Source organism: Amycolatopsis sp. NPDC089917 (assembly GCF_040684635.1).
In the GTDB taxonomy this organism is placed as follows: domain Bacteria; phylum Actinomycetota; class Actinomycetes; order Mycobacteriales; family Pseudonocardiaceae; genus Amycolatopsis.
In genome coordinates this window covers 58,723-78,872 of sequence record NZ_JBFBGL010000002.1, presented here as the reverse complement: position 1 = coordinate 78,872, position 20,150 = coordinate 58,723, and the positions used below count along the sequence as shown (strand labels likewise).

The 20,150-nt window shown below is 65.2% G+C and carries 20 protein-coding genes and 2 pseudogenes; 14 read left to right on the top strand and 8 right to left on the bottom strand.

Features of this window, described 5'->3' with window-relative positions; all coding sequences use genetic code 11:
* Positions 1-5 precede the first annotated feature (5 nt).
* Both AB0N89_RS02525 and AB0N89_RS02520 read right to left on the bottom strand, forming a co-directional pair.
* Complete coding sequence (locus AB0N89_RS02525) at positions 6-380, bottom strand: hypothetical protein (protein ID WP_364199389.1); 375 nt, start codon at positions 378-380, stop codon at positions 6-8.
* Between the two features lie 392 nt (positions 381-772).
* A complete protein-coding gene (locus AB0N89_RS02520; RefSeq protein WP_364199387.1) occupies positions 773-2,755 on the bottom strand; it encodes a hypothetical protein in 1,983 nt (660 codons plus the stop codon).
* Between the two features lie 471 nt (positions 2,756-3,226).
* On the opposite strand from AB0N89_RS02520, the gene AB0N89_RS02515 reads away from it, so the two are divergent.
* The 4 genes from AB0N89_RS02515 (at position 3,227) to AB0N89_RS02500 (ending at position 7,033) form a co-directional block, all read left to right on the top strand.
* Positions 3,227-3,436 carry an ArsR family transcriptional regulator gene (locus AB0N89_RS02515; RefSeq protein ID WP_364199385.1) on the top strand — a complete coding sequence of 70 codons (210 nt, stop codon included), beginning with the start codon at positions 3,227-3,229 and terminating at the stop codon, positions 3,434-3,436.
* Between the two features lie 163 nt (positions 3,437-3,599).
* Positions 3,600-4,685, top strand: a complete 1,086-nt coding sequence (locus AB0N89_RS02510) for a Shedu anti-phage system protein SduA domain-containing protein (RefSeq protein WP_364199384.1) — start codon at positions 3,600-3,602, stop codon at positions 4,683-4,685.
* A 663-nt stretch (positions 4,686-5,348) separates the two neighbouring features.
* Positions 5,349-6,473: a helix-turn-helix transcriptional regulator gene (locus AB0N89_RS02505; protein ID WP_364199382.1), complete on the top strand. Its 1,125-nt coding sequence runs from the start codon at positions 5,349-5,351 to the stop codon at positions 6,471-6,473.
* 38 nt (positions 6,474-6,511) lie between these two features.
* Positions 6,512-7,033, top strand: a complete 522-nt coding sequence (locus AB0N89_RS02500; protein ID WP_364199380.1) for a hypothetical protein — start codon at positions 6,512-6,514, stop codon at positions 7,031-7,033.
* A 728-nt stretch (positions 7,034-7,761) separates the two neighbouring features.
* Here AB0N89_RS02500 and AB0N89_RS02495 read toward each other — a convergent pair.
* The 4 genes and pseudogenes from AB0N89_RS02495 to AB0N89_RS02480 all read right to left on the bottom strand — a co-directional run bounded on the left by AB0N89_RS02495 (position 7,762) and on the right by AB0N89_RS02480 (position 12,512).
* Positions 7,762-9,780 (bottom strand): hypothetical protein, encoded by a 2,019-nt coding sequence (locus AB0N89_RS02495; RefSeq protein ID WP_364199379.1) that lies wholly within the window; start codon positions 9,778-9,780, stop codon positions 7,762-7,764.
* 963 nt (positions 9,781-10,743) lie between these two features.
* Positions 10,744-11,679 (bottom strand): annotated as a pseudogene (locus AB0N89_RS02490) (diacylglycerol kinase family protein); the annotation flags it as partial.
* Between the two features lie 102 nt (positions 11,680-11,781).
* Positions 11,782-12,129 (bottom strand): annotated as a pseudogene (locus AB0N89_RS02485) (TspO/MBR family protein); the annotation flags it as partial.
* Between the two features lie 38 nt (positions 12,130-12,167).
* Positions 12,168-12,512, bottom strand: coding sequence for a DUF1731 domain-containing protein (locus AB0N89_RS02480; RefSeq protein WP_364199377.1), 345 nt, complete (start codon positions 12,510-12,512; stop codon positions 12,168-12,170).
* Between the two features lie 200 nt (positions 12,513-12,712).
* Between AB0N89_RS02480 and AB0N89_RS02475 the strand changes: the two genes are divergently transcribed.
* From AB0N89_RS02475 to AB0N89_RS02440, 8 genes are all read left to right on the top strand, one after another.
* Positions 12,713-13,183, top strand: coding sequence for an Asp23/Gls24 family envelope stress response protein (locus AB0N89_RS02475; RefSeq protein ID WP_364199376.1), 471 nt, complete (start codon positions 12,713-12,715; stop codon positions 13,181-13,183).
* Complete coding sequence (locus AB0N89_RS02470) at positions 13,180-13,512, top strand: hypothetical protein (protein WP_364199374.1); 333 nt, start codon at positions 13,180-13,182, stop codon at positions 13,510-13,512. The genes AB0N89_RS02475 and AB0N89_RS02470 overlap by 4 nt, the downstream gene beginning before the upstream one ends.
* A complete protein-coding gene (locus AB0N89_RS02465) occupies positions 13,509-13,685 on the top strand; it encodes a hypothetical protein (protein ID WP_364199372.1) in 177 nt (58 codons plus the stop codon). The genes AB0N89_RS02470 and AB0N89_RS02465 overlap by 4 nt, the downstream gene beginning before the upstream one ends.
* A gap of 5 nt (positions 13,686-13,690) precedes the next feature.
* Positions 13,691-14,095, top strand: a complete 405-nt coding sequence (locus AB0N89_RS02460) for an Asp23/Gls24 family envelope stress response protein (RefSeq protein WP_364199371.1) — start codon at positions 13,691-13,693, stop codon at positions 14,093-14,095.
* Positions 14,092-14,619 (top strand): DUF6286 domain-containing protein, encoded by a 528-nt coding sequence (locus AB0N89_RS02455; protein WP_364199369.1) that lies wholly within the window; start codon positions 14,092-14,094, stop codon positions 14,617-14,619. Before AB0N89_RS02460 ends, AB0N89_RS02455 begins: the two co-directional genes overlap by 4 nt.
* Positions 14,616-15,188 (top strand): alkaline shock response membrane anchor protein AmaP, encoded by a 573-nt coding sequence (locus AB0N89_RS02450; protein ID WP_364199367.1) that lies wholly within the window; start codon positions 14,616-14,618, stop codon positions 15,186-15,188. Before AB0N89_RS02455 ends, AB0N89_RS02450 begins: the two co-directional genes overlap by 4 nt.
* Positions 15,189-15,244: 56 nt before the next feature.
* A complete protein-coding gene (locus tag AB0N89_RS02445; protein ID WP_364199365.1) occupies positions 15,245-15,517 on the top strand; it encodes a GlsB/YeaQ/YmgE family stress response membrane protein in 273 nt (90 codons plus the stop codon).
* Positions 15,518-15,667: 150 nt separating this feature from the next.
* Positions 15,668-15,823, top strand: coding sequence for a hypothetical protein (locus tag AB0N89_RS02440; protein WP_364199350.1), 156 nt, complete (start codon positions 15,668-15,670; stop codon positions 15,821-15,823).
* 508 nt (positions 15,824-16,331) lie between these two features.
* Here AB0N89_RS02440 and AB0N89_RS02435 read toward each other — a convergent pair.
* Both AB0N89_RS02435 and AB0N89_RS02430 read right to left on the bottom strand, forming a co-directional pair.
* Positions 16,332-17,726 carry a S8 family serine peptidase gene (locus AB0N89_RS02435; RefSeq protein WP_364199363.1) on the bottom strand — a complete coding sequence of 465 codons (1,395 nt, stop codon included), beginning with the start codon at positions 17,724-17,726 and terminating at the stop codon, positions 16,332-16,334.
* Positions 17,727-17,771: 45 nt separating this feature from the next.
* Positions 17,772-18,242, bottom strand: a complete 471-nt coding sequence (locus AB0N89_RS02430; protein ID WP_364199361.1) for a hypothetical protein — start codon at positions 18,240-18,242, stop codon at positions 17,772-17,774.
* A gap of 139 nt (positions 18,243-18,381) precedes the next feature.
* Between AB0N89_RS02430 and AB0N89_RS02425 the strand changes: the two genes are divergently transcribed.
* Positions 18,382-19,545 carry a histidine kinase gene (locus tag AB0N89_RS02425; protein WP_364199359.1) on the top strand — a complete coding sequence of 388 codons (1,164 nt, stop codon included), beginning with the start codon at positions 18,382-18,384 and terminating at the stop codon, positions 19,543-19,545.
* Positions 19,542-20,147, top strand: coding sequence for a response regulator transcription factor (locus AB0N89_RS02420; RefSeq protein ID WP_364199358.1), 606 nt, complete (start codon positions 19,542-19,544; stop codon positions 20,145-20,147). The genes AB0N89_RS02425 and AB0N89_RS02420 overlap by 4 nt, the downstream gene beginning before the upstream one ends.
* Positions 20,148-20,150 lie beyond the last annotated feature (3 nt).

Here is a 20,150-nt window from a genome sequence, read left to right as displayed (position 1 = left end):
CTCCGTTAACCGCGGCGAACGCAAGGCCACGATTGGCTCTCGACAGGAACGAGCCAGATCGAAAGGGTTCCTTTGAGCTGGCGAACATCCTGTTCGGGTGTTTGGTCTGTCAGGGGGAACACAGTGATGGTGTCCCAGCGGTCGTCACGTGCCGGCGTGCGGAGGAGTTCTCGAAGCCGGGCTCGCAGACCGTCGCGCTGTCGGGGGCGGTAGACAGATCCGACATAGAGGACTCGGCCGCCGGCGTTCTCGGCGACGATGAGACCGACTCCTCCGCGCAGGTCGTTGAGGTTATGGATCTGGCCTCCGATGGCAACGTGGCTGCCACCAGATTGGAGACCGATAAGTTCGGTGATCTCGCGCTGCGTCGAGAGTTTCATGAGTGGCCCCCGTCTCGACGCACAGGACGTCCGATGCGTTGCGGTGGTCGGGGGTTGACACGCTGGAGTGAGGTGAGGTGCATGGAGGTATCCCTTCGTGGTTCCTGTAAGGGCAAGGAGTCAGCGCTTCTTGCCGTGCGGGAACCGGGGTACCCGGTGCCCCGCGAGGCCGCTGGCAGGTCTGGCCTGCGGTTGGCCGGGCGGCACGCATGAGCCATTCGGGACAAACTGGGCCTCGGAAACCATGTCGCTGCGGTTTCGTGGCGGGCTCAACATCAACGTTTCCAGGTCCGGCCCGGATTAGTTGGATGCCCCGACGCGCTTGCGCGTCGTGATGAAGTTAGTTGGGTCACCTGGCGGGTAGAAGCTCCCGCCGCCAGGTGACCGTGGAACTACTCGTCGTTCGTCTCTTCTTCGTTTTCCAGTTCTTCGAGGAGAGGTTGAGGCGGTTCATTTGCGGTGGCGCTGTATTCGACGCCAGCCTCGTACCACTCCTGGATCTTCTCCTGTGCTTCGCTGAGGATCTTTCGCCAGGTCTTCGCGGTGGTGCGGTGAACCCCTTGCTGCTCGACCACGCTGGCGCCGTCCTCGTCCGTGACTCCTTCGAGGTCGGAGATACCATCCTCAAGCGATTTGAGGGCCTTGCCGATCGACTTCTGAGCCTCCATGTAGGGGTCCGCGCCGTCTTGGTCGTCTTTGCGGCCGTCCTTCGGGAACAAGGTGTACCGGAGCATCGTGTTCGACAGTGTCACCGCGGTCTTGCCGTCTCCACTGAGTACTGGCTGACCGTGTTCCTCGTCCCGGACGACCGGATGGGCGCCGCGGCGCCCATCCTTGATGATGTCGGCGAGCTGCCGGACGCCACGGGCGGTTAGAGCCATCGACTCGAGGATCTCAGCGATCTTCCGACGGTCAGAGTTCGCGCCAAGATCGTTTCGCGGAACCCTGAGAACGTCGTGCACTGCGACGTAGTAGAGCGCCCGCATGGCCAGCTCGATCGACGCCGGACCGAGGTTTCCAGTTTCTGCGTCGGCAAGGGCTGCCTTTGTGAGAGCTGTGAGGCTTCGGGAAGTCGGGCGCCAGGACGTCTTCATCGCGAGCGGCCCGCCATTGGTCATGACCTTGGTGATGCGTTCGATAGCAGCATCCGGATATCGCTGCGAGCCCCGGAATTCCCGGGCAGCGAGCTCGATGGCGAAGGGCATCTTGGTGGTCCGGCGGACTTGGACCCGGCCGTGTCTCTCTTTTCGGAGGACGAAGGCGATCGGCTGCCGGATCACCTGGTGAACCATGGAGTCTTCCGTGGTGAAGAGCCACATCAGCCGGGTGAAGCGATCATCGCGGTGCTCGGCCGCGCCGGCATCTACCGCGTAATCGTGGGGAAGGCCCCCAGACAGCCATCGGTACTCGGTCTCGCTCTGCATAAGGCCGCCTCGGTGCACTGCAGCGAGGCAGTCGTCGGCGAGGACGGAGTTCTGTGCGTCCTCGGTCCAGTCGACCTTGACGTTCAGGTGCTCCTGCGCAACCTTGACCTTGATCGCTTCTGCAAGATCTACCGTTCCTGGCTCGTCAGGTTCGAATCCGACGATGAGGATGAAGTTTGTCGTAGCGCACCGAACCCGGCCACGTTCCTCGTCCGTGATCTCGTCAGCGGGCTTGCCGACGATCGTGTTGATCTCCTCGATGAACTCGCTCATCGGTTTCGCGGTCGACGGCATCCGGAGAAGTGTGTCCTCGGGGGTGATCCCCAGGACCTTCTGAGCCCAGCTGACACGGCTCGAGCCCTCACGCACATAGGGAACGGCAAGATCCTGACTGCCGTCGCTGAAGCCGAGCACAGCCATGACACCGAAGGGAGCGTCCATGATGCCCTGGTCTGCGATCGGCGGGTACGGGGTGTTCTTGAGGCGAGTCTTCTCCATCGCCCGCTCAAGCGCGATCTCCAGATTGTCGCGGCCGGAAACCGACAAAGCGAGCTCAGCAGTCCTGGCCTCGGTTTCTGCGGTGAATACCCCGTCGTCGTCGAGGACCGCGGTGCCGGCGACCGGGTAGGTGTAGTCAGCGGCATTGCGCGGGTTGCAGAAGTCGCACATCAGCCGCGGCGTCCAGGCGAGCCCTTCGATGTAGACGAGGTCGCCACCGGGGATCCGCAGCCGTCGCAGGTTGTCGAGCTGCGGAAGGATCTGGTCGGGGTGAACCCACAGTGTTGACATGGCTCCCGCAGCCCGGTCACTCATGCCGAGCTGCTTCTTCGCCTTCGAACGAAGGGCCCTGATCGAGTCCGCCTCCGGAAGGGAGGGGATGCGTCGGAGAGGGCGCTGCATCTTTGTTACTTCGCCACGCACTTCAGTTGGCGACTTGTTTTCGCTGGTCACAGAGGAGACTCCTTCGGTGTTGATACCGCAGGAGACGGCCTCCCGCGGATAGTTCACACGGGAGCCGGACGCCGACCAGCTCACGCTCGAACGTCCAACAGGTCTGGCCTGCCATCAGCTCTAGCGGCTTGAGATTGCCCATCGCGGCATATGCGTGACCTCTGGGTCGCAAGTTGATCCGCGACCGCCTTGGGTACTTGCTGCATTCCACGGATCGGCGCCCGTGTTCAGCCAGCCGCGACGCGATCTCACGTCGTCCCGAGACGGTAGCACGATCCCCGTCTAAAGGAGAGACTGCAACTGCATCAGCTGGGCTTCGGCGCACCCATCGCCTCGCGCCCAACCTTGCTAGCAAGGCAACATGCCCCGGGCCCGGGTGAGTGGCCGTCCGCCGCGGGCACGAACGGTAGGTCTCCGCGCCCTCCTCCGACGATCTACGATCTACGGAGGCGGGGGTCATATCGGACCTCAGTGGCCGCCGAAACCTTTGCCGACTGGTTTCGGCCGCTCGCCGCTCTGGTCCGGCTACAGATCCTGAACTTGCTGGCCTCCGCTGGCGAGCCGGTGACTGTCGGGCAGATCGTCGAGCAGGTCGAGTGCGGCCAGTTCACCATGTCCGCCCACCTGAAGATCCCACGGAAGCCCGGTTCGTGCTGTCGAACCGCACGGAACGGCGACTGAGGTCCGAGCCTGCGAATAGACATTCACCCCGACGAGACGGCAACGATTCGCCCGTTCTCCGACTTACTGTGCAGACCTGTGACGGTCACGAACAAGTTCCTCCTGAAACGCTTGCGGCAGCGTTGCCGACTTCTGCCCGCAACCTTTCGCACAGGAGATGCCCATGGAAAGCAGCACAACCGGCGACGACTTCACCATCTGGGTAGCCGGGGAGAACAAGGGACCCGGACAGCTCGGCGCAACCGGAGCCGTCTTGAAACAAGGCCCGCAAGTATGCAAGACCGTCACCCTCTCCACCTTCGGCGACGAGGACACTCAGGACGTCCGTCGACGAGAGCTCTGCTTCCGAAGCTTCCCGCGTCACCCCACCAAACCCGGCTTCGACTTCAGTAACCCACAGCGCAGATGGAGCTGCGAAAACGACGAGATCGTACGTCTCGTGGCCTTCCTCGAAGCCCAAGTATCCGAAAAAGGGAGATTCCGCGTGGTCGACACCGCGTCGCCGACCGCCACTCTGCTCATGATGCTCGAGCGCGGAGAAGTCGACCCAACCCAGCTCGTAACCGCCCTGCAACGCACTGGCGACCTGGAGCAACTCGCCAGAGCCATCGCGGCCACGAACGCCGGCATCTCGGCAGTCCGCGAAGCTACCCTCACACACCGTCGTCAGCTCGTAGCCGAACTACAGCAACTCGTGCGGCAACCCACGACGACCGAAACTGATCTCCAAAGAAAAATCGAAGACGCATACTGGTTGTTTGGTGGGAGATACGTCGGCGTGGCGTCTCGACGAAATCTGGTGCCTCTCGATCAGCACGACATCCCTCTCCTCAGCGCCGACGGAACACTGCACATCGTTGAGCTGAAGGGCCCCGTGATCCCAAAGCTCGTGCATCCCTGGCGTAACCACCACATCGTGGGAAATGACGTCCACGAGGCGACCAGCCAAGCGATGAACTACCTGAGGGGCCTCGACGAGACCGGCGCCACGCTCACCACGGCGCACCTGTACGACCAAGGCGTCAACTACGACCTGCGACGCGTTCATGCCACCGTCGTTATCGGACACCCCGACCACCTTGAAGCCATCGACGAACGCGTCGTCAACCAGACCATCCGCTCGTACAACGCCCACTTGTCCCGAGTTGAGGTCATTACGTATAAGGATCTGTTCGACGTAGCCGAACGCGCACTGACCTTCGAAGAAGCCGAACACAACAGCAAGACCACAACCCGTCCTGCCGCTTGACCCGCTCCGGCCGCCCTCGAGCGGACCCGCCGCCTGCAATCACCCCTATCGCAGGCCGAACGAAGGTCGGCCGAGCAGGTGAGTCTTAGCGGTGCGCCCCTTGTGCGGTCCCCGGCTCACGACCCATCGTTGCCGCGCCACGCTGACTACGCCGCCGGTCCAGCCTGCCAGCAGCGTCGCCGTGATCGTCCGAGCAACGTGCTCGGTGCCCCATCGCACACGGACAGTACGCAGCAGCAGACGCGAACGTGTCGCTCTTTAGGCCGGAGAGCTGTATCACGCTCTCTGCCGAGATCGGGCGCTAGTGCCGCTCACGATGGCGGTCTACGTCGGTGGCTTTCGTACGAGTTCGTCGTCGATCTTTGACCTGCCACCAGGAAGGTCTGAAGTATTCGCAAATGCAACCCGCAACTCTCCGTCACAGCATGAGGGCGGTATCCAGTCACGACGACGCGGGGCCCACACGTGTAACGCTGCGGCCCCTCACGGCGACCGAGAAGAGTGCAAGTCGAGTTGACACTAGGCGCCCGCCTGTATGCGCGCCGAGTATCTGACCGGACGCTCTGCGCAACCATGCGCGATGGGGCGAGATTATACGCCTGAACAGGGGTCGCTGAGTGAGATGACTAGCCGCAGAGGTGTCGGCTGTTCTAAAATCGCACAGTGACGGTCGACGGAGTGACCATGGGAAAGAAGATTGCCGAAGCCAGGCAGCGTGCTGGGATGACTCAGGACCAGCTGGCCTCCGCCGTATTGCTGGACCGGTCCGCCTTAGCGAAGGTCGAGACTGGCCTCCGTCGTGTCTCCGCGCTTGAGCTGGCGCGTATCGCCGACGAGCTAGGCGAGCGTATCGAGTGGTTCGTCATGCAGGCTCCTCCGGCAATCGTCTCGCATCGCAACACGCACGGACACGACGAAGCAACCTCGCGCATCGATCGCATGATCGAACGTCTGGGCTGGAACGTCGAGTTCGTGGCAAAGCACGGGAAGGATCTTCCCGGGATTCGTGTCGCGACCATGGGACCGCCTACATCTAGGGCGGAAGCTGAAAGTATGGCGACAGATGTCCGCCACAGGCTCGGATTGGACGACGAGGAACCGTTCTACCGAATCTCAGAAGCGGTAGCGAAGCTCGGACTCCTTGCTTTTTGTTTCGACCTCGGCAGGGATGCAGCTGACGCCGCCTCCCTACTTTTAGCCGAAGGTGGAATCGCGCTTGTGAACGGTCAGCTTCAAGTCGGACGACGACGCTTAGCACTAGTTCATGAACTAGGTCACTTCATGATTGCCGATGAGTACTCTATCGACTGGCGAATCGTTAGCGGAAACGAGAGTGCGCTTGAGTTGCGACTTGACGACTTCGCTCGCGCGACACTTCTTCCCAAGAAGGGGATCGTAAAGTTCTGGCGCTCCGCAATCAAAGACGCCACCGATGACGACGATCACCTTCGAGTAGCAGCCGTGAAGTCTGCAAGCAAGTTCAGGGTCGACATGTCCACACTAAGCCGACGACTCCGAGAGCTTGAAATAGTCAGCGCCGAAGAAGGGGCGAGGATTCGCGATTTCAGAACAACTAGAGCTGACATCGTTGACTTCAATCTGATCCCCGAAGACGAGTTCAAGGCGCCTCACATGTCACGCTTATATGAAGAGGGAGTCTTAAACCTCTTCAGAGCCGAGGTGATCACTGCCGCTCGGGCAACGGAGTTACTATTCGACGAGTGGACCGAGGACGAATTACCTGAACTGCCAACAATTCCAGAAGGGGCCATCTGGGATCTAATCTAATGGAACCTAACGAAAGTAGCTTCCCAGATGGATTCCTTGTGTTCGATACGAGCCCCCTGGCCCACTTTGCTCAGCGTGACATTCTGGGCGTCCTCAAGATCATCGCCGGAACGCGCAGAGTTCTGATTCCAGACATGGTTTCCATCGAGCTAAACGAGATGGCGGCAAGAGACGAGAGACTAAAAGCAACACTGAATACTGACTGGATCGAGCTTCGCGAGCTCCGCACCGCCGAAGAAGTCGCAAGCTTTGCAGACTTCTCATCGCTGCTGGTACGCGGCAAGCGAAATCGCGGCGAGGCTGCCGTTCTTGCGCTAACTAAGAGCATAGGCAAAGATGCGTGGGCAGTTGTAGATGACGGCGCAGGGCGCCGAGCCGCGCGCGCCAATGACATTAAGCTGAAGCCAACATTAGCTCTTCTATGCGAGGCCATTAGACAAAAGGAACTCACCATCAAATTTGCGTCCGCCATGGTGGATGAATTGCTACTCGGCAAGTATCGTCTCCCGTTTTCTCCAGGCGGCTTTGAAGCCTGGGCCAGGGCCAACGACATCCTCTAGAAGAGAGACCAGGCAGCCTGATAGGTTAATCAGGGTTCCGTACTGCATCAACTCGGCGATCTGATAGATGCAAGGTGTCAGACTGGTCAAGGTTGCAGGTGAACTCGGGTGCACTTCGATGTTGCTGGTTTCTCGCTAGGCGGGCGACGAGGTATAACCTATCTCGTCGGCCGGGGTGGCCTGGCATACTCCTGACAGACCGCTATAGCTGCCAGTCCGAGCTGCTCAGCCGGGTTTTCAGGCAGTGTGGTTCTTGCGTATTTTCCACGTTCGTCAGCATTCGTCGCAGACTCTCGCCCGTTCGTAATCTCGACTGGCTGCTTCGCCTACCTGACCGAAAAGACCCTCACCCGGCGGGCGAGAACATCAGGAGTATTACTCAGGCGCAAGGCTGGTCCCAGGTCTCACAGGGCTCTGCTGGTCCTCGTCTCTGGTTCAATAACTCGCCACGACTTGGCTTCAATATTGCTAGCTTCCCACCAGTCGTCCATACAACCAGGGAAGCGAAGTCTTCGCGAGCCGTCTGACGGCGGCGGTTCTGACTCCTTCCGGCTGGGCAGTGGAGCCTGTAGGGTGGTAGAAGGGGCTGGTGCACGTCAGGTGCGGCGATTCACGATCGCGCCAGTCCACATGGGAGAGATCGGGGTTCGAGTCCCCGGCCGGCCACCATGGCGTGCTCGTTCAATCGGCAGGACACTCCCAACCTTCAAACCCAGCTGGCTTGCCGGTTACCTACGGTCCAGTCCGGTCGAGGTCGGGCTGGTCAGGTGAGTCAGATGCAAGCCTGCTCGCGTACCGCTGCGTAACGCGGCTACCACCTTTTCCTGTCGTTCGGCGAGGTGGTCGATGACCTCAAGCGCTGGCCATGCGGCTCGCTCTGGAACTACGCTGGTCGCCTGCTCGTACCAGTTGCCCAGGAACTCGAGTGCCAAGTCGAGGAGAGCGCGCCCTGCGTGGGCGTCCAGGATGTCCGTGGTGGATTCGAACCGACCGTCGTGCAGTGCGATGTTGCGCAGCGCATACAGCCATTCGAGGTGTCCTTCGCACCGGGCCGCCGTCCCTTCGATCCATCCGGCGAGGGCTTTGGGAGTAGCCAATAGTCCTAGCCAGGCCCGTAGTCGAGATGCAGCCTGCCCGCGGAGGCAGTCAGCAAGACACGCAGTGGCATCAGCGGCAGCGCGCAGCTCCGGTTCCGCATCGGCTGGTGCTGCGAGCACATCGAACCACCGACTCGGATCACGCAGTCGCCCGTCGTGCCCGACACCAGTCCACACATCCACCTGCGCGAGGAGCGCTTCGGCTTCAAGCGCACGCTCCAACTCCTCGTAGCGGGCACGCTCTGTGGAACGAGCCATTGCCGCCTTCTCCGCTAGGGCCGAAGACTTCTCCCTCCTCGCCGACTCGACAGCACGGGCCAGCTCTTGATAACTGGCATTTGCCTTGGAGTGAGCGGCACGTGTAGCTCTTAGCGCTGCCGCGACGGCGGTGCGTGTTCGTTGGTGCAGGTCCACAACCTGCTGGCGGAGAGCTTGCAGACTCAGCGCGCGGGCTAGTTTTTCTTTCCCATTCGGCTTAACCTCGAGTGCTTCAAGGGCGGCCCAGCACAGGCCGGCAGACGCCATCGGGGCCTCCGTAATCCGGGCGATGTGCGAAGTCCGCAAACTCTCTCGCAGTGCCGGTGGCCAGGTGGTACTCAGCGGCCGCACCCGGCCTGTTCCCAGGACAGGCATCGCGAGCCTCAGCACGCGCCCGGTCCCCGGTTCATAGGCAAGACTCTCGGCCCGCAGTCTGATCTCTGCGATCCGCTGTCCCGCAACATACTGGTCGAGCAACTCTGATGCCTGCCGCCGACCGAGCAGGATGGCACCGCCGGAGTCGCGAGCGCGGACCGTGAAGGTCAGCAGCACATGCCCGTTCGCCTGATCGCCCGACCAGTCGCGGCGCGCAATAGACGCAGCGTCCGCCAGGTCGACCAGCCGCTGCAGGTCACTCTTTCCGTGGCCCCATCCAACCAACGCTTCGCCAGGCATAATTTCTATCGGATCTGCGGATGGGTCCATCAACCTGGCCAGCGATTCCAAGCTGGAGGTGCCTTCGACAACGACTGCTACCCGGAAGTCCCTCTCGGCGGGCAGCAGGACTTCTGCCAAATATTCGGCGTCGATCGATCCTTGACTTAACGCAGTGCGTACGTCGCTAGTAAGCTGCGGATGCCACCGGTTCTCCATCACGCAGAGCGCGGCCATCTCCAGCGCCAGCCGTTCCGCTTGCTTCACTGTCACCGCTCCCCGCCAAGCAGCCGCGAGATGATCGCGAACGGCGCTCCGCAACTCGGCTATACGAGCCGCCAAGAGCATGGCCGCGTTTGCACAGTCAGTAGCAGCCTTTAACCCTGCCTGACCGCCCGCATCGAGAGCGCTCAGCACACTGATTGCGCTGTCAAGCGTGCCTGGCACGAACACCGACCTCGTCGATTCGAACACCGCCAGCGCTGTGGAGATCAAGTCGAGAGTCACGCTCGCGTATGGCTGCGGTTTCACCCGGCTTGGCCGCGCCCTGGATTCCAGCGCGGACTCAACCCGGGCAATTGCAGTGAGCGCAGCGCCGGTGCCCGCAACATGCCGAGTAAGAACTACCTCTGGGTCGCACGCTGCCAGGACAGTCTCGAGCAGAACTTGCTGGCTGTCGCTTAGGCGGCCCTCGTCACAGAGTCGGATCCAGTCGGCATGGTCACGCACCAATGACATGTCTCGACTCTAACGGCAGGTTTGTCCAGCGGTCGGCCATGCCGACACTTGCGACTGGATCACCGCCCATCTGGTGGCCGACATCCGGCAGGTCGTCGGCGGCAAGGTCTACGGGTGCTATCTGACCGGTCCGGGAACCCCGCACCATCAGCTCAAACGCCCCGTCACGACCTCCGGCGCGGACGCGCTGGCCGGCCCCACGTCGACCAAACTTCGTCAGACGCGCTGGCAACGCCGTGGTGCCAATCGTCGACGAAGCCGAGCGGTTGTGCCGGGACAAGCGGCAGTCGAACGGATGCTCGCCCGCACGAGGGTGTGCGTCCTGTTTCTCGATGGACGTTATGTTCGGACAATGAGCCGCCGAGGTGAAGTATGTCGCTGTGGTCGACGTACCGGGCTCTGGCTTCATGCGGCTCGCTGTCTGACACAGAGGACGCTCAATTCGCGGCGTGATGCTCGGTCGCCCATCCGTTTGCCGATGTGCTGGGCGATGGCGTTGAAGCGGATAGTGCGCGCTGACTAACTCTAGGGCTGCGCTGGAGTGGCCAACCGGTCAGCTACAGTGCAGTGCGCTACCAGGTTTTTCCGGCTTCAGGTCCCTTCGAACAGCGCGAGCTCGGGCAGGTCCCCTGACGCAGATGTGCTCGTCTGCTGGCTGTCGATGTTCTCTGGCGGCCGACGCTCTCTAGTAACTACCAGGTGTCACGTCAATGAGAGGCGTGTGGTTAGTGAGCAACACGCCCCTCGGACACCGCTTTAGGTGAGATCTCACCAGTTGCTAGAACCTTCACTCAACACTACCGAGTGAAGGTTTCTTCTATTTCAGAGGCCAATGACCGCCCTCCGGCGGCATAGCGGCAGCCCATACCGAGGCACTGATCTGCAGGCATCGACCTCGTCGACCGCAGACCGGCATCCGACAGGACACGCGCGGCCGCGGTGAGCGCATCGATAGCGACGCGCTCACCGCGCCGGATGTCCTGCGAGTATTCGGAACAAGGCCGTGACCACTTGCCGGATGCCGACCGGGGTCACTGCCGCGCGTGCGGTACTCGGTGTGCCGATGGGAATGCGCACTCGAAGCGCGCCGGGAAGCGAGCGGAATCGCAAGGGCGGTGGCAGCCGCAGGGGCTCGCCGTCGATGCCGACGTCGACCAGGGGCTGCCCGGAATCGACCTCGAACTCGCGGGTGGTCCACTCCTGATAGCCAGGGAAGCGGCCGAGGCGGCCACCTGCTTCGGCCACGATGAGGGCCGGCACGTCCCGCGCGCGGTTCACCGTCAGGGTCGCGACGCCGAGCACGCCGGTGTCCAGGCGGCTCCTGGTGGCGAACCCGCTGAGGCTGCGAAGGCGATAGGCGCCGTTCGACACGAGCACGAGGTCGGCGCTGCTCCCGTCCGGGCGGGTGAAGCGCAGGTCGAAGTCCTGACCGTCCGGGCCGAGCAGGTCGGGAAGGAGTTCCTCGACGGCGGCCGGCTTGGCGTCGCGGTAGCTCTCGGTCTGCACGATGGCGGCGTACACGCCGAGCGAAGCGTTGTTCACGAACACGCGATCGCCGAGCATGGCGAGGTCGACGCGCCGTTCGAGGGCGTCACCGAAGGCAGTGAGCGCGGCCGTCACATCGGACCGGTCGAGTCCGAGGTCGAGTGCGAAGTGATTGCGAGTGCCTGCGGGTACGCAGACGAACGGAATGTCGTGTCGCCTGGCGACGTCGGCGACCAGAGCTTGCGACCCGTCACCGCCGGCCATGCCGATGGCGTCGGCGCCCTCGGCCACGGCGTGTTCGGCCAGGGCCCGCAGGTCGTCGCCGCGCTGGAGCACGACCGGGGTGATCCCGAGTTCGCGTGCCCTTCCCACGAGCCCGAAACGTTCCACCTTTCCTCCGCCGGACCGGGGATTCATCAGCAGTACGCCGTGGTTCGCCGGACCGGCCGGCCGGGTGGTGACGGCCGGGGCCAGATCGTGGGCGACCGCCACCTTCACCGCCGCCGTGGAGAACGCGAGCAACCCGAGTATGACCGCCAGAAGCACGAACGAGCGCACGTCGGGCAACGCGACGGTGGCGGCCAGCGCCATGACCACGGTGGTCGCCGCGAGCACACGGTGGATCCCGCGATGCACCAGCGCGGTCAACGCCGCGACCAGAGCAGCGGCGTACCTGCCCAGCCCGCGTTCGTTGTCGTTCGCTCGCCAGAACAACCATCCGGAGACGGCGATCATCAGGTAGAGGACGGTCCACACCGGACCGAAGAGCCAAGGCGGAGGCGCCCAGGAAGGGAGTACGAGTCCACTGTAGATGGTTTTGGCCTGCGCCGAGACGAGGGCGCCTGCCGCGGCGACGGCCACCACCGGGGCGGGGATTCCGCGGGAACCGCCGTGAACCGTGGTCACGTGGTTTCCTCCTGTTCTCTCATACCAGTGGACGTCGTGGTGCCGAGGTGGTGGGACAGCGCGTCCGCGAGCTCCCGATGACGGAAGACGTGCCCAGCTTCGATCAGGCGTTCCGGTCGCATGTGGTGACTGGCGAGGGCCAGTTCGCTCGCTCCGGCACGGCCGCGCAGCAGCCGGGGCCCGAGCTCGGGAACCCGCATCAGGGGCGGGCGCCGGAGAGTCCGTCCGAGCGCCCGCGTGTAGTCGGCGTTGCGGACCGGCTCGGGCGCGACGGCATTGACCGGTCCGGTCATCGTGTCGTCGGTGAGCGTCCGGGTGTGGATGTCGGTCAGATCGTCCAAGCCGATCCACGGCATCCACTGCGTGCCGGTACCGAGACGACCACCGAGATGTCACCTTATTGCGTCAGCTGCCTGGGACCGGGGTCACACGATCGGGTCGTGACGATCTTCTCAAAGCCGGGTCCTAGGTGATGTCGAAGCAAAATGGAACACCGAGAGCTTCCGACGAGACACCGCAGGAACCGATCCGAGGAGACGTCATGACGAATTCGTCCACCACCAAGGAATCCGGCCAGTCGACCGCGGTCGAGAAGTCCGGCACGAGCGCGTTGGAGCCGAGCAGGGGCGCCACCACTATCGCCGACACCGTCGTGGCGAAGGTCGCCGGATTGGCTACCCGCGAGATCTCCGGTGTCTACGACCTGGGTGGTGGCGCTGCCCGGGCGTTCAGCGCGATCCGTGAGCGCATCCCCGGCGCCACCGCGTCGGCCAGCCAAGGTGTGTCGGTCGAGGTCGGCGAGAAGCAGGCCGCGGTCGACCTGCAGATTCTCGTCGAGTACGGCGTGTCCATCGCCGACCTGTCGCGTGCCGTGCGCAGAAACGTCATCGGCGCGGTCGAGCAGATCACCGGGCTCGAAGTGGTCGAGGTCAACATCAATGTCTCCGACGTGCACATACCGGGTGACGACGAGGCCGAGGACGGCAAGTCCGACACCGGCCGCGTTCAGTGAGCCTCGGCGTCGAGGTCGACGCCGACCGCATCGCCACCGCTGTGCGGGCCCGGAGCCGCATCGCGGGTCTGCACAGCGGGCGGTTCGGCGAGATCGCCACCCTCCTGCGCGGACGCCGGATCCCGGGGATCCGCGTCCGCGACGACGAGATCACCGTCGGCGTCATCGGCCGCTACCCCGCGACCGCCGTCGAGATCAGCGACGACGTCCGCACCGCGGTGGGACCGATCGACCGACCGGTCCACGTGTGGATCGGCGATCTCGCCTCTCCGGCCGGCGCAACGGTCAGGGATCCCGACATGACCACCCTTGCCAAGGAGAACCAGTGAATTCCACGCAACTCGGCCTGTTCACCGGTCTCGCCCTCGGGCTCGCCGCCGCCTTCGGCGGGTTCGGCGCCTTTTTCATCGTCCTGGTCCTTGGCGCGCTCGGGTTGCTGGTCGGCCGTGTCCTCGACGGCAAGCTCGACCTGTCGCAGCTCACCGGCCGCGACAGGGGCTGATCACCGTGAGCGCCACCCTGCCCGACCCGGTCATCGAAACGGAGCCAGACGATTCCGGCGACCGGGGCTTACTCACCATTTCCGACAGCACTGTGGAACGTATCGCGGCGCACGCCGTGGCCGAGGTCGACGGCGTCGGCGGCACCGCGAGCCGCGTTCTCGGAGTCACCGTCGGCGCGGAAGATCCCGGCAACAGCGTCAAGGTCACCGCGAAGGTCGACGGCGGGGCCGCCACGCTCGCCCTCAGGATCTCCATCAGCTATCCGATGTCGGTCTCTCGCACCGCCGAGCGAGTGCGCCGGCACGTGATGCGCCGTGTCGAAGAGTTCACGGGACTCACGGTGTCGCGCGTGGACATCACTGTCACCGCGCTGCACACCGCCACCACCGAGACCAGGAGGGTTCAGTGAAACGCCACCCACGCCGAAGCGTCCCCGCGACCCTCACCGCGCTCGTCCTGCTCGCCGCCTGCGCTCTCGTCGCGGTCGTCACGATCCAGATGCTTCTCGGGGAGACTCCCTGGATCCGCTACGACACCGTCGCCGCCGCACTGCACGGCACACGCTGGACCGACACCGTGACAGCCATCGTCGGCGCGGCCGCGGTACTGCTGGGGCTGATCCTGGTCCTGGCCGCGATCATCCCGGGCAAGCCCGTCGTCCTGCCGCTGCGGGGCGATCTGGACTCCGGTGCCTCGCGCCGGAGCTACCGCTCCACTCTGCGCGTCGCGGCCTCCGCGGTGGACGGTGTGTCAGACGCGAGGGTGAAACTCAAACCTCGCACGATCGCCGCGACCGTGACCACGGGGCGGACGACCATCGATGGCCTCGCCGACGCCGTTCGCCGGTCGGTGGAAGAGCGCCTCGACCAGATCGACCCCGCTGTCCGCCCGACGGTCAGGGTCAAGATCCGTGCGGTCAGGAAGGCGTCGTGACCAGTCTCAATCGCCCCGCCCGCGTCAATCGCACCGTTCTTGCCCTGGCCGGGCTTCTGCTGGTCGCGGCAGGCGCGTTCGCTCTGCTGACTCATTTCGGCACGGTCACCGTCGTGCGGCCCGAATCCACCTTGGTGGCCGGAACAGAACAGGCGCCCACCTGGACGCTCTACATCGCCGCCGCTGCCGCCGTCGTACTGGGCCTGCTCATGCTCCGATGGCTCCTGGCACAGCTGACCCGCAAACCCAAGACCCACACCTGGAACTTCGAGACCGATCCCGCCTTCGGCCGCACCGAACTGGCCGCGAGCACCGCGATCGAGCCCTTCGTCACCGAGGTGACGACCTATCCCGGCGTCCACGCCGCGCACGCCACCCTCGCCGGGACCCGCGACACTCCCGCCGTGGCGCTGGTGATCAGCGCCGAGCAAGGCGGTGACCTCACCCAGATCCGGCACCGGATCGACACCGATGGCCTCCCCCGGCTTCGTCAAGCACTCGACATCGACACCCTGCCCGCAACCATCGAGTTTCGCTTCTCCGCCAAGCCGGGGGCCCGCGCGCTGTAAGGAAATCACCTGCCTCACTCGATGAGGCAGTCCCCAATTGATCATGAGGTGGAATGATGCTCTGGACTGTTCTCGGCTGGATCCTGTTCGGACTGATCGCTGGTTTCATCGCGCGAGCCCTCGTGCCGGGCAAGGACGACATCGGGCTGTTGCGGACGATCGTCCTGGGCGTTGTCGGCTCGGTCGTGGGTGGACTGCTGTTCGGACTGCTCACCGTTGGCTTTCGCGGCTTCCAGCCTGCCGGATGGATCGGATCGATCATCGGCGCGATCATCGTCCTGGTCCTCTACAACAAGGTCACCGGCCGTAAGAGTCGGCCCCGCGCCTGAGCGATCGCGATCCCTGATGACGAACCGGTGTGATGGGCGTCGCGGTCTCCCCTTCGGTCCACGGGTTTGGCGTGCCGCCGCCAGGGGAACAAGGAGCGAGTCCCCATCGCAGCAGCAGGTTTTCCTGCCGCGCAAGAAAAGAGAACAACCATGATCGTGCTCGGAGTCATCATCCTCGTGATCGGCCTGATCGTCGGCATTCCCGTGCTGACCACCATCGGCGCCGTTCTCGCTGTCGCGGGTGTCGTTCTGGCGATCCTCGGCGGCACAGGCCGCAAGGTCGGCGGTCGCGCCCACTGGTTCTGATTTCTCCTCGTCCTGCGATGGCCCCGGTCCATGGTTCCCTCGGACCGGGGCCACGTTCGACCTCATAGAACGCTACAGCTCGGCCAACCTTCCCAGGTCGGACTTCGAACCACGCGACGCTTCGTCCGCGACTCGGCTACGCCGGTGGTTCGCCGCCAACGCGGTAGGCCACACCCCGATCCGGGTACCCGCGTTCGTTGGGTTCGTCAGCCGAATCCGAGAACCGGGGCTCCAGCCTTGAGCGGTGGCGCCGGCTGCTGGCTCAACCGGCGCCACCCTTGACCGCCGCACGCGACCGCGCGGCAGCGCCCGTATACCCCTGCATGCAGTGATCCACACCTCGCCGAGACCGAAACCACCAAGCCTGCCCACTCCCCCGGCGGCTGCCATGTCCGGCGATGTCGAGGTCATGCCCGTCGAGACGAGAGGCCGCGCGGCACCACTCGACGGACACCACCGCTGCCTCGGGCCGGCCACGCCGCGGAATGTCCTTCAGGAGTGCGGCGGCTCAGAACGCGAGCAGGCCGTGCGGGACACCGAGGCCGGTGGGTCCGTCCCAACCTCGCCCCGCTCGGCACATGCGGTCGTCGAACCGGGTGAGGGACTCGTCCGGCTTCTGCGCCCGGGTGGCGGAACAATGGCCGTCGGTTCCGCTGAACGGTGGGATGAGGTTGGCACCGGATTCGATGTCGGAGAAAGCGGGTGACGGCGCCCGGTACAGCGTGTTGGGCCCGTGCACGTCCCGCAGTTTCCCGCCTGCCGCGTACATTCCCGCGATCTGCGGGGCCGCGGCGCTCGTCCCGGCGAGTACCAGCCAGCCGGCCTCCGCGTGATCCGCCGGCCGGTACGAGGTGTACATCGCGAGGTTCTCGGCGACCGCGGACACGTCGGTACTCGCCCGGGAACCCCGGCACAGCGCCGAAACCGTCGCGGGCTGATCTTCCGGTGGGGTGACGCCGGGCGTGCAGCCGGAACCTCCCTGCGCCCACGCGCCCTGCAGGTAACGATGATTCTTGCCGACGAGCGTGGTGCCTCCGACCGCGGTCACGGTGGGCAGCGCCTGCGGCCACACGGCGGCGCTCCCGGTGAAGCCGGGAATGGTGACACCGGGCCCGGTGTTGCCGTTCCCGTTGAAGCCCAGGTCCCCGGCCGCCGCGGTGATCGCCACCCCACGGTGGTCGAGCGCCTCCGCGATCGGACCGTGCAGCGTGTTCTCGCTGCCAGGAAGCGCATAGGAGATGCTGACGGCATCCGCACCCGCGTCGATCGCGGTACGGACCGCCTTGCCGAACGCGGCGGCGTAACGGTCGTAACCGGCGGCGTTGGTGGGGTCCGTCGGCCCGTTCCCGATCGGGATCTGCACCGACAGCAGCCGGCAGGACGGGCAGGTGGCCGAAGCCATGTCCACGTCAAGGGCGGTCTCGATGGCCGAGCCCTGCGCGATCAGCTTCTCGTCGTCGGTGCCCGGAGCGGGCAGGGCCGGGCCTCCGGTGAAGTCCATCTGCCGGAAGCAACCGTCGCCGGGGCCGCAGGCGGGAAGCCCGTACTGTTTCCGATAGACGGCGAGGTCGTCCGACAGCGTCGGATACGAGCCGACGTTGATCAGCGCGATGGTGCCACGGTGGGGCGACCGCGCGGGAAGCCCGTAGGCGGCCCGAAGATCGTCGGCTCCCCAGCCGATCGGCTTGGTGCCTCGCAGTATCGCCCCGTCGACCGTGGCGACCTGTGATCGGCAACCGAACATCGCTAGCGTGCCACCGCAGACCGCCTGACTGCCCTGGGCCCGGGGCGGATCGCCGGCCGCGGAGGCGGGAGGCGCCGTGAGGGTCATCGCCGTCAGAACGGCGACACCGGCGAACACCGACCGTCCGCTTCTCCGCCGCTTGTTTCGAGTTCTGTACATTGTGGATTCCTTCCGGTCGTCCTGTAGTGCGGTGCGTCCGGTCGTTCAGCCTCCGGACAGCAAGCCACCGCGGACCGCCGCCGCGGCACGTTTGCGACGTCGGCGCAGGAGCACCACCACGAGCACGAAAACCTGCGATTCCGGCGTCAGTCCCGGTAGGTCGCCCGACACGGCCGACCCGCTCCGGCTGACGGTCCCCGCCGTCGCGCCGTCGCGGCCGAGCATCGTGTATTCCCGGTCGGCCGCCGCGGTCCGCCGGAACTCGAAGTCCCGCCCGGACACAGTGAGGGTCCAGCTGCGGCTCACCCGGCCGGTGGCCGCCAGGACCGTCCCATCCGGAGCGAGCAGTTCGTGGACCCCGCTGAACCGATGCCTCCGGACTCGGTATTCCGCCCCGTCGAAGACGATCCGCGCGCCGACGCGGCCCTTCCGCAAAGAGAACGTGCCCACTTCCGAGTCGTCGCGGGTGAGCGTGTACTCATGGCCCAGCGAACTGGTTTTCCTCGCGGTCAACATGTTCCTACTGGATCATCGTCCGCCCGCGCGGACCCCTGCCATCTGTCATACCCCGTCCGGTGACGGATGAGCGAGGCATCGGCCCGCCGAGGACCGGACCATGATCGGCATGGGGAACCGCAGCCGTAGCATGGCCGACGTGCGTGAACGAGAACCCGACGAGTTCTCCGTCCGGCAGTGGCCGGACTGGGACTTCTGGAAGGACGGTCGCGGCAACCGCCGTGGCCGCGGCACGGTCGTCGCGATCACCAGTCTTTCGTCGCTGTTCCTGATCGCGCGGATCACCGAGATCGCCGCCCGCGCGGACGAACCGCTCGCCGGGACGGCGATCGCGTTCGTCGTCGGCTATGGCGTCACCTGCCTGCTCGGGCCGTGGTTCGGTCCGCTCGCGCCGCGGAAGCGGCGGATCGCGATCGTGGCCGCGATGTTCGCCCTCGGCGTCGCGCCCGCCTTGCTGCTGGCCACGCCCGCGTATCTGACCGATCTGACCTACGCCATCGCGGTCGGGCTGATGGTGCTGCCCTTGCGTGTCTCCCTTCCGCTCGGGTCCGCCGTGGCTGTCGGGCAGATCGGCTGGATGCAGCTGCGGGACGGCCACGTGGCGTGGGGTCCGGTGGCCACGCTCGTCCTCGTCACCGCCGCACTCGGCGTCGTGTTCGCGCTCAACTTCACCATCGGACAGCTGCGGGCCGCGCGCGAGCAGGTCCGGCGGATGGCGGTGAACCAGGAGCGGGAACGCGTCGCACGAGACCTCCACGACGTCCTCGGGCACAGCCTTTCGACGATGACCGTGAAACTGTCCCTGGCCCGGCGGATCCTGGAATCCGCCGGCGACCCGGCACCCGCGCTCACCGAAATCCGCGATCTGGAAACCCTGTCCCGGCAAACACTCACCGACGTGAGAGCCACCGTCTCCGGCTATCGCGTGGTGTCACTGGCCAACGAGATCGCCGGTGCCGGAGTGGCCCTGCGAGCCGCCGGCATACTCGCCGAACTGCCCACCGCGGCCGACGAGGTGCGATCCGAGCTGCAGGGCGTTTTCGGTTACGTGGTGCGGGAAGCGGTCACGAACGTCCTGCGGCACTCCGACGCCCGCACCTGCCGCGTCCGGCTCGGCCGCGACTGGGTGGAAGTCACCGACGACGGCACCCTGTCCGAGCCCGTGGCCCCCGGACACGGCCTGACCGGCCTCGCCGAGCGGCTCACCGCGGCGTCCGGCACCCTCGAGTACGGCAAATCCCCCGGTGGCGGCTTCCGTCTGATCGCCCACGGCCCTTCCCCGGCCGAAGCGAGCCCGGCGTGATCCGCATTCTGCTGGCCGACGACCAGGCCCTCGTCCGCGGCGCGCTGGCCTCGATGCTGCGCATGGAATCAGACCTGGACGTGGTCGCCGAAGTCGGCTCCGGCACCGAGGTCGTGTCCGCCGCGAAGCGCACCTCGCCCGACATCGCCCTGGTGGACGTGCAGATGCCCGGCCGCGACGGCCTTTCCGTCACCGCCGAACTGCGCCGAGCCCTACCGGGGTGCCGCGTGCTCATCTGCACTACTTTCAGCCGCCCCGGCTACCTGTCACGAGCGATGACGGCGGGAGCGGCCGGGTTCGTGGTCAAGGATTCCACACCCGAACAGCTGGTGAACGCCATACGCCGGGTCCACGCCGGGCTTCGTTTCATCGACCCGGCGCTGGCCGCCCAGACCTTGGCGAGCGGCGCCAGTCCGCTCACCGACCGCGAAGCCGACGTCCTGCGAGCCACCGCCGAAGGCGGCACGGTGGCGGACATCGCGGCGGCCGTCGGGCTCACCGAAGGCACCGTGCGCAACCACTTGTCGTCGGCGATCGGCAAGACCCAGGCCCGCACCCGCGCGGAGGCGGCACGGCTCGCGGAAGTCAACGGCTGGCTCTGACCG